The following is an 8,739-nucleotide window of genomic DNA, read 5'->3' as shown; positions in this document are numbered from 1 at the left end:
ATTGTTTTTGTTTTTTGGCGTCTTTAAATAAGGGTTAAAATACGCTCTCGCGGGGGGGGGGGGGGGGGGGGCCCCCCCCCCCCCCCCCCACCACCGTCAGCGCCGACAGTGCGCTCCGGCTACCTCCGCTCGTCCTCGATCAGCCCGAACTCCTGCATCAGCTCGCCGATCTCGGTGGCCTCCAGCCGGCGCAGCAGCCGCTTGCGCAGGAACTCCGGCCCGGGCAGGTCGAGTTCGGCGCCGTCCCGGAGCCGGGTGGTGGCGGCGAGCAGCTTGCGCACGTCGTAGGTGGAGTTGAACACCTCGGGCACGCCGCGCTCGACGTCGAGCAGCCGGTAGACGGCCTCCATGCCGGTGCGCACGGAGTACTCGGTGGTGAAGATGCAGTCCCGGGTGGTCTCCGCGAACTGGCCGATGAAGGCGAAGTTGACGGCGCCCTCCGGCACCACGTCCGGCCGGTCGCCCGCGTGCCGGGGCAGGAAGAAGGACGTCACGTACGGCATCATCACCGGCACGCAGCGGGCGGCGTTCGCGGCCAGGTCGGGGATCTCGCCGACCGGGACGCCCAGGTGGTACAGCCACTCCTGGGTGATCTCCTCACCCGTGCACTCCTGCATCGGCTTCTTCACGAAGTCGCCGGGTCGGTCGACGAACAGCGAGTAGACCCAGACCACGATCCGGTCGGCGGGCTGCTGCTTGAAGTGCGGCTGGCGGTTGACCGTCCAGCTCAGCAGCCAGGAGGAGTCCCGGGCGGTGACGATGCCGCCGGTGACCACACCGCCGCCGAACGGGTCGCGCCGCGCGACCTTCTGGATGTAGCGCGGGATGCGCGGGTCCAGGGTGGTGACGGTCGCCGACTCCCACTTGCTCTCCGGGATGTTGCCGCAGAACACCTCGGGGCGGCCGAAGGCCGGGTCCTTGGCGGCGATCCGGCGCCACAGGTCCCAGGCCGGGGCCGGGCCCTCGTCCAGCCGGGCCGGGGTGTGCTGGTCGCCGTCGTCGGAGTTCTCGGTGAGCGAGCCGATGGTGGTGAACACCAGGTCGTCCGGGCCGAGGTCCACCCCGCCCTCCCGGCCGGCCTCCCGCCAGTGGATCCGGGTGGCCTGCTTGCGGCCGGGGGAGCCGTCGCTGCCGGGGGCGAGGTCGAAGTCGATGTCGGTGACCTCGACCTCGTAGCGGAACCGCACGCCCTGGTCCGCCAGCCAGCGGGTCAGCGGCAGGACCATCGACTCGTACTGGTTGTACTTGGTGAACTTCAGCGCGGACAGGTCCGGCAGGCCGCCGATGTGGTGGATGAAGCGGTGCAGGTAGAGCTTCATCTCCAGCGCCCCGTGCCACTCCTCGAAGGCGAACATGGTGCGCCAGTACAGCCAGAAGTTGCTGTCCAGGAAGTTCCGCGAGAAGACCTCGTCGATCCGCTTGCCCTCCAGCTCCTCCCGGGTCGCGAGGAAGACCCGGACCAGGTCCTTCTGCGCCTTGTCGTCGAGCGCGAACAGGCCGTCGGTGCGCGCGTCCTGGCCCCGCCGCTCGGTGACCCGCTGGAGCGAGAAGTTGGGATCGTCCTTGTTGAGCCAGTAGAACTCGTCGAGGACGGAGGCGCCCTCGACCTCCAGCGAGGGCACCGAGCGGAAGAGGTCCCACAGGCACTCCATGTGGTCCTCCAGCTCGCGCCCGCCGCGGACCACGAAGCCCTTCTCGGGCACCTCGATCCCGTCCAGCGCGCCACCGGCCAGCTTCAGCCGCTCCAGGATTGTGATCCGCTCGCCGGGCACCTGGCCGTCCCGGACCAGGAACGCCGCCCCGGCCAGTGCGGCGAGCCCCGACCCGACGAACCAGGCCCGCTTGCGGTCGGCCCCCTCGGGCTTCCTCGGCCGGGCGAACGCCTCGTAGTTGCCGCTGCTGTAGTACAAGCCCGTGCTCCCTAGAACGTTCGACATCGAACCGCCCGGCGGGCATGCCGAATCCCGGCGGGCCGTCTCCATCCACCCATCCGGCGGTGATCTTCGCCCGCTGAGTAGGCCGAACGGGTGAGACGCGGGTGGTCCCGGCGGCGCGGGAACCCGGCGGGCCGCGTATGGAGCGCGTTGGGAACGCCCTCCGGGACGTCAGGAAGCCGTCAAGGAGCGCAGGTCAGCCCCGGCGCGGCGGTTGGCTGGGGGGCGACGGAGAACACGACCACACGAGGACGGAACATGCACGGCAACGGGCGGCACGAGGACGGCGCGGCACCCAGGGTGGTGGTCGGGGTCAGCGGCTCGCTGGGCAGCCTGGCCGCACTGCACCGGGGCGCCGCCGAGGCCCGCGACCGCGGCGCCGTCCTGGTGCCGGTGCTCGCCTGGGAGCCCCCCGGCGGCGAACACGGCTACCGGCGCTCGCCCTGCCCGCCGCTGCTCGCTGCCGTCCGGGAGGCCGCCGACCAGCGGCTGCGGGACGCCCTCGACGCGGCCTTCGGCGGCGCCGGCCCCGGCGTGCCGATGCGCCCGGTGCTGGTCCGCGGCGACACCGGCCCGGCCCTGCTGCACATCGCCGACCGGCCGGACGACCTGTTGGTCCTCGGCCACAGCGGCGGCCCGCTGCGCCGCCGGCTGCGGCGCGCGGTGCCCGCCTACTGCGCCCGGCGGGCCGGCTGCCCGGTGCTCACCGTCCCGGCCCCCGAGCTGCTGCACGACCTGGAGGCCCTGCACCGCCGCACCCGCTGGCACCTGCCGGTCGGGCCCGCGCCCGAACTCCTCGCGGCGGAGCGGTAGTCCGCGGTGCGGATGTACTCGGCCCGCCCCGGCGGCACCCGCTACCACCCCGTGCTGGAGCGGCTGTCGGCCGGCACCGCGGGCAGCGTGGCGCTGCTCGCGGGCGGCGGAGTGGCGCTGGTGCTCGGCGTCCTCGGCGAACTGCACTCGGGCCCGCTGCCGTACGTCGGCTACCTGGCGCTGTGCGCCCTGGTCGGCCGCCGCTCCCGGCCGGCGGCCGCGCCGCTGATCGGCCTGGCCGCCTGGCTCTGCCGCAACGCCTTCGCCGAACACCACCACGGCGAACTCGGCTGGGCGGGACCGTGGGTGGAGGCCGGGCACTACGCGGTGTTCACCGCCGCCGCCCTGCTGGCGGCCCTGCCCGCCGCCCTCCCGCGCCGCTCGGTGCGGGTGGCGCTGCTGCGCCCGGACCGCCCGGTCTGAGGCGCGGCCCGTGAACGGTCCGCCCGTACGGACGGACCGCGCCGAGGAACCGGGGCTCCGGCCGGTATCCGGAGCCCCCCGGCGAACCGGTGGGGACAGGTGGCCGGGCGCGCGGAGCGGTCGACGGTTCGGACAGCGGGCCCGCCCGTACGGACAGGCCCGCCGCGACCGCCCCGCGCGCCCCGGTCATAGGCGCGTCCCGGTCGGAGACACGGGGACGCGCGGGGGCGCGCGGGGGACGCGTGCCTACAGCGTGAGCATCGTGCGGTGCGCCACGGTGGTGTCCCGCAGGGGTTTGAGCGCGAGCCGGACCAGGGCCAGGGCGTTGTCGTCCCCGGCGATCCGGTTGGCGCTCAACTCGCCGCAGGACAGGCACTGGTGGATGATCATCCACTCGCCGTCGGCGCGGACCGACAGGCTCAGCACCGTCATCCGGCCGCCGCAGCCGGCCGCCCGGTCGCCGGGTGTCCGGCCGTCGACATGACGGCTGGCCAGGCAGTTCGGACAGTGGTTGCGGTGGGCGGTGCCGGGGGCGTCCAGCGGGACGTCCAACCGGCAGTCCACGCAGCGGAAGGCGTGCGCCCGGTGCCCGCCCTGCCCGTGCAGGACGTCCTTGTACCGCTGCGGGCGGCGGTCCCGCCGACCCCCGCCGCCGGTGTTCTTGCGTCGTGGCATGGTTCGGTCCTCCCTCTTCCGGGCGCGCTTCAGAGGGTGCCGAACGCTTCGAGCGGGAACGGCGGTTGGGCGAGCGGCCGGACGGCCATCCGCATCAGGACGAGCTGGTTGTCGTCCGTGCAGACCGGGGTGGACGTCAGCTCGTCGCAGCGCACGCACCGGTGGACGACCGTCCAGTCGCCGGTGCGCAGCACGGCGATGGCGATCGGCGACATCCGGCCCAGGCAGTCGCTCGGCCCGCCCTCGACGTGGTCGAGGACGTGCTGCGAGTGCAGGCAGGACGGGCAGTGGTTGCGCCGCGTGCCGTCGGCGGCGTAGGTGGAGACGGTCAGACCGCACCAGGCGCAGGCGAAGGTGGAGGTCTTCAGAACGGGGGGAGTGCTGGAGGTGCTGGACACCCGGGGTGCTCCTTGCTGGGGGGTTCGTGCAGTGGCAGCAAGAGCAGGCCGAGCGGCCTCGACTGGTCGTCAGGCGATGCTCGTCAGACGGTGGTCGTCGGACGGTGGCGAGGCGCACTCGGCGCGATCCGGGACATCAAGACACCCTCTCCGGTCGGGCGGCAGCCCGGGTCGATCGGTACGGAACGGCGTCAGCCTAATCACGCCGGTCGCCCGGGCGCCAACGGTTTTCTCCCCGCTCCGGCCCTCGTCGCGGCGCCGGACATAAGGGCGCGCACGATGTCGGTATGGAGGTGACCAGGATGCCGTCGGCGCTCGGTCCCGGCCCCGGCCCTGCCGACGGTCCAGGCTCCCGGTCAGTCGTCGGCGGGCAGCTCCGCCGGGACGGCGAGCACGTCGACCAGGGCCTCGCCGCGCAGGACGGTGAGCGGGAGCGGGCGGCCGATCGCGTCGGCCAGCATCAGGCGCTGGAGGGCCTGGGCGCTGCCCATCGGCTCCCCGGCGGCGGTGAGCAGCAGGTCGCCCTCGTGCAGCCCGGCGCGGTCGGCGGGCGCGCCGGGCACCACCTCGACGATCCGCAGACCGGTGGGCTGTCCGGTGCGGTGGCGCAGGGCGGGCGGCAGGGGCGCGGGCACCCCGGCGAGGCCGAGGTAGGCGCGGCGGATCCGGCCGTCGGCGAGCAGCGCGGCGACGATCCGGCGGCTGGTGGCGTCGATCGGGACGGCCAGGCCGAGCCCGTTCCCGGCCACCGCCGTGGTGATGCCGACCACCTGGCCGTCCGCGGTGGCCAGCGCGCCGCCGGAGTTGCCCGGGTTGAGCGCGGCGTCGGTCTGGATCACGTTGTCGATGACCCGCACCGCGCTGCCGGAGCGGGCCGGGATCGAGCGGCCCAGCGCGCTGACCACGCCCGCCGTGACCGACCCGGCCAGGCCCAGCGGGTTGCCGACGGCCACGACCAGCTGCCCGACCCGCAGGCCGGTCGCCTCGCCGAGCGTCACCGGCGACGGCGTGGGCCCGTCGGCGCGCAGCACGGCCAGGTCGGAGAGCGGGTCGGCACCGATGGTGTGGAAGGGGGAGGTGGTGCCGTCGGCGAAGGCCAGCGTCCCGGCGTCGGCGTGGCCGACCACATGGGCGTTGGTGACCAGGAACCCGTCCTCGGTGAAGACCACCGCCGAGCCGAGCGCGGTGCTGAACCAGCCGCCCCGGCCGCGCCGGGGCACCTGGAGCGCGGCGACCCGCGGGGTCAGCGCGGCGGCGACGGAGGTGACGACCCGGGAGTAGGCGTCCAGCGGCGCCTGCGCCTCGGGGACCGGGCCCGGCCCGGGGAGCGTGTCGGCCATGGTGCTCACCCCTCTCGCGGGCGCGGTTCTCACGATGGCACCAGATGGCAACAATGGTGGGGCGCCCGGTCTTCCGGGCCCGCCGCCGGCGCCGTCCTGACGCTTTCTTGACGTGCGGAAAATGCCCAAGAGAAGGAAAAGCGAGCGTATAGTCCGAGTAAAGCCGCAGTCGTGGGAGGGCCGATGGAAACGACCGTGCCGGAGCCGGACCGGCGGGACTCGCCGGTCTCACCGAACTCGTTGAACCCACCGGAATTACCGGATTCGCCGGTCTCGGCGGGCGACCCGGCCGCGCCGGGTGCCCTCGACCCGCTGCTGCGCCCCACCCGGGAGGCGCTGCTGGCCCGCCGCGCCCACCCGGCCCCGCGCTGGAAGCGCCTGCTGCAGCCGGGCCCGTCCGGTCCGGCGGCCTGGATCCGGCCGGAGGCCGACGCCCAGGCCGAGCGCCTCGGACGCCGTACGCCCGGCACCGAGCACGTCCTGCTCGCCCTGCTGGCCGTGCACGAGGTGGCCCGCCACGAGCCGCGGCCGGTGGAGGAGGACGGCGCCGGCGAACTGCTCGCCGGTCTCGGCCTCGACTACGCCCGGGCGCACGCCGCGCTCGACTCCGGCGAGGTGACGCTGCCCGCCGACCCTCGCTCGGTGGAGGCCTACCTGGCCGACGTCGCAGGTCAGGGCACTGATCGGTTGCTCCGGGCGTTGTTGGAGGAGGACACCAGGGCCCGACGCCTGGTCGACGCCCTGCGGGGCTGAGGGCTACGCGCCTGGGGCCCGCGTGGCCGCGACAAGCCGAGAAGCCGAGAAGAAGGGACACCCCGATGCACGTCACCCTCGCCGAGGAGCTGATGCTGCTCTCGCTGGACGACGAGTCCGGCGTGGCGAAGGACGCCGCCACCGCCGCCTGGGCCGCCGCGGGCGGCATCCTGGCCGAGCTGGTGCTGGCCGAGCGGGTCGCGATCGACGAGGGCCGGCTCACCGTCACCGACCGCACCCCGACCGGCGAACCGCTGGTGGACGGCCGGCTGACCCGCCTCGACGAGTGGGCCGCCGGACGCCGCTCCGGCAAGGCCAAGGCGGCCGACTGGCTGACCAGGGACCGGTCGACGGTGGTCGCCGACACCGTCGCGCGGCTGTGCGAGCGCGGCCTGGTGGTCGAGGAGCGCCGCCGCGCGCTGGGCATCTTCCCGGTCCGCCGCTACCCGGAGGCGGACGGCGGCGCGGAGCGCGAACTGCGCGCGCGGCTGGCCGCGGTGGTGCTGGACGGCGCCGAACCGGACCTGCGCACCGCCGCCCTGGTGGCCCTGCTGCACGGCTCCCGGCTGCACGGGCTGGCCTTCCCCGAGCTGCCCCGCAAGCAGGTCGAGCCGCGCTTCGCCGAGATCGCCGCCGGTGACGGGGCGGCCGATTCCGTCCGCGAGGCGATCCGGGCCGTGCAGCTCACCATGGCCGCCGTCACCATCGCGACCACCGTGGCGGCGACCACCGCGGCCACCGTCTGAGCGCGTCGGGCGGGCCGGCGGGTCGGGCGCGGCCCGCCCGCCCGCGTGCGCCGTACCGCTCAGAGCACCGCGGCGCCGAGGGTGATCGAGCCGAGCACCACCAGCACCCCGAGCGCGAGGAACCCGTACTCCAGCCCCGCGCGCTCCCGCCCGTCCACCAGCACCTGCCGCGGGTCCGCCGGGTCGTAGCGGACCGGGACGAAGCCGCCGTCCGGCAGCGGGTGGCGGGCGGTGGAGGGGACGGGGGAGAAGACCTCGACCACCCGGCCGTCCTCGGTCTCGAACTGGAGCAGTGGCCGCGGCGGCAGCGCGCGGTCCTCCGGCGCCGCGGCACGCTCGCGTACCAGCGCCCGCACGGGGACGCCGACCCGGCGCAGCCTCCGCAGTTCGCGCAGGCCGACCACCCCGGCGAGGTAGGCGACCACGCCGCCCAGCGCGCCGAACACCACCACGGCGAACCCGGCCGTACCGCCGCCCATCGCCGCCTCCCTCTCCGACCGTCCGACCCCGACCGATCCTGACCGACCCTGTCCGGGGTTCCCCCAGGGCTCCAGTATCGCGCGGGGAGGCACTCTTGACGCCTCGGAATGGTCCAGTCCACTCTGGGCGACGGCATGTTCCTGTCGCCACCGGCCCCGTCCTCCGGCCGGCCCCGACCACCGCAAGGAGCACCGTCCGTGACCAGGCGCCCCGCTCTCCTCGCCGCGCTCACCGTCCTCACCCTCGGCAGCGCCGCCCCCGCGGCCGTGGCCACCGACTCCGCCGCCCCCGCGGCCGTGGTCAAGGTCGGCACCGCCAAGCAGCTCCAGAGCGCGCTCGCCGCCGCCGCGCCCGGCCAGACCATCCAGCTCGCCGACGGCACCTACACCGGCACCTTCAAGGCCACCACCCCCGGCACCGCCGCCGCCCGGATCACCCTCACCGGCTCGGCGAAGGCCGTCCTCACCACCCCCACCGGCGGCGGCTACGGCCTCCACCTCGACGGCGCGAGCTACTGGACCGTCCAGGGGCTGACCGTCACCGGGGCCCAGAAGGGCATCATGGCCGACTCCGCCGACTACGTGGTCCTCGACGACGTGACGGTCCACCACACCACCATGGAGGGCGTGCACTTCCGCAACTCCAGCGCCCACGGCACGCTGCGCGGCTCGCGCATCCACGACACCGGCCTCAGCCGGGACGGCATGGGCGAGGGCGTCTACGTCGGCACCGCCAACACCCTGACCGACCACAGCGACTACGTGCGGATCACCGGGAACACCTTCGGCCCGAACATCGGCGCCGAGAACGTCGACCTCAAGGAGGGCACCGTCGGCGGCCTCGTCTCCGGCAACACCTTCGACGGCGACGGCCTCACCGGGCGCAACTACGACGACTCCTGGGTCGACGTGAAGGGCAACGGCTACGTCGTCGAGAACAACACCGGCCGGCGCACCACCGACGACGGCTACCAGGTCCACAGCGTCCGGCCGGGCTGGGGCTGCGGCACCGTCTTCCGGGGCAACCGCTCCGACCTCACCGGCGCCACCGGCCCGGACCGCTACGCGATCGACGTGACCGACTACGACGCGGCGAACTGCACGGTGACGATCGGCGCGGGCAACACCGTCACCGGGGGCCGGGGGCTGGTGAACCCCGGCATCCCGGTGGGCTGAGG

General features: G+C 74.5%; 10 protein-coding genes. 5 read left to right on the top strand and 5 right to left on the bottom strand.

Annotated elements, in window-relative coordinates; translation table 11 throughout:
- Window positions 1–119: 119 nt before the first annotated feature.
- On the bottom strand, window positions 120–1,910 hold the full coding sequence (locus tag ACWDCZ_RS27600; RefSeq protein WP_449817239.1) for an oleate hydratase: 1,791 nt from the start codon (window positions 1,908–1,910) through the stop codon (window positions 120–122).
- Window positions 1,911–2,192: 282 nt separating this feature from the next.
- Between ACWDCZ_RS27600 and ACWDCZ_RS27595 the strand changes: the two genes are divergently transcribed.
- Both ACWDCZ_RS27595 and ACWDCZ_RS27590 read left to right on the top strand, forming a co-directional pair.
- Window positions 2,193–2,747 carry a universal stress protein gene (locus tag ACWDCZ_RS27595; protein WP_387829645.1) on the top strand — a complete coding sequence of 185 codons (555 nt, stop codon included), beginning with the start codon at window positions 2,193–2,195 and terminating at the stop codon, window positions 2,745–2,747.
- A gap of 6 nt (window positions 2,748–2,753) precedes the next feature.
- Complete coding sequence (locus ACWDCZ_RS27590; RefSeq protein WP_143204713.1) at window positions 2,754–3,170, top strand: hypothetical protein; 417 nt, start codon at window positions 2,754–2,756, stop codon at window positions 3,168–3,170.
- A 246-nt stretch (window positions 3,171–3,416) separates the two neighbouring features.
- Here ACWDCZ_RS27590 and ACWDCZ_RS27585 read toward each other — a convergent pair whose 3' ends face one another.
- The 3 genes from ACWDCZ_RS27585 to ACWDCZ_RS27575 form a co-directional block, all read right to left on the bottom strand.
- Window positions 3,417–3,845, bottom strand: a complete 429-nt coding sequence (locus ACWDCZ_RS27585; protein WP_074005737.1) for an RNHCP domain-containing protein — start codon at window positions 3,843–3,845, stop codon at window positions 3,417–3,419.
- 29 nt (window positions 3,846–3,874) lie between these two features.
- A complete protein-coding gene (locus ACWDCZ_RS27580; protein WP_049655414.1) occupies window positions 3,875–4,243 on the bottom strand; it encodes an RNHCP domain-containing protein in 369 nt (122 codons plus the stop codon).
- A 356-nt stretch (window positions 4,244–4,599) separates the two neighbouring features.
- Window positions 4,600–5,583, bottom strand: a complete 984-nt coding sequence (locus ACWDCZ_RS27575) for a S1C family serine protease (RefSeq protein ID WP_449817238.1) — start codon at window positions 5,581–5,583, stop codon at window positions 4,600–4,602.
- A 183-nt stretch (window positions 5,584–5,766) separates the two neighbouring features.
- Here ACWDCZ_RS27575 and ACWDCZ_RS27570 point away from each other — a divergent pair, with 183 nt between their 5' ends.
- Together ACWDCZ_RS27570 and ACWDCZ_RS27565 are read left to right on the top strand one after the other, a co-directional pair.
- The gene (locus tag ACWDCZ_RS27570; protein ID WP_449817237.1) at window positions 5,767–6,336 is read left to right on the top strand and encodes a Clp protease N-terminal domain-containing protein; all 570 of its coding nucleotides are present in this window, start codon (window positions 5,767–5,769) and stop codon (window positions 6,334–6,336) included.
- A gap of 65 nt (window positions 6,337–6,401) precedes the next feature.
- Complete coding sequence (locus ACWDCZ_RS27565; RefSeq protein WP_449817236.1) at window positions 6,402–7,082, top strand: GOLPH3/VPS74 family protein; 681 nt, start codon at window positions 6,402–6,404, stop codon at window positions 7,080–7,082.
- Window positions 7,083–7,141: 59 nt separating this feature from the next.
- Here ACWDCZ_RS27565 and ACWDCZ_RS27560 read toward each other — a convergent pair whose 3' ends face one another.
- Window positions 7,142–7,561: a DUF3592 domain-containing protein gene (locus tag ACWDCZ_RS27560; RefSeq protein ID WP_117492909.1), complete on the bottom strand. Its 420-nt coding sequence runs from the start codon at window positions 7,559–7,561 to the stop codon at window positions 7,142–7,144.
- Between the two features lie 198 nt (window positions 7,562–7,759).
- Between ACWDCZ_RS27560 and ACWDCZ_RS27555 the strand changes: the two genes are divergently transcribed.
- Window positions 7,760–8,737: a right-handed parallel beta-helix repeat-containing protein gene (locus ACWDCZ_RS27555; RefSeq protein ID WP_449817235.1), complete on the top strand. Its 978-nt coding sequence runs from the start codon at window positions 7,760–7,762 to the stop codon at window positions 8,735–8,737.
- Window positions 8,738–8,739 lie beyond the last annotated feature (2 nt).

This window comes from Kitasatospora sp. NPDC001225, assembly GCF_053597855.1.
This window is presented reverse-complemented; position numbering and strand designations above follow the sequence as displayed.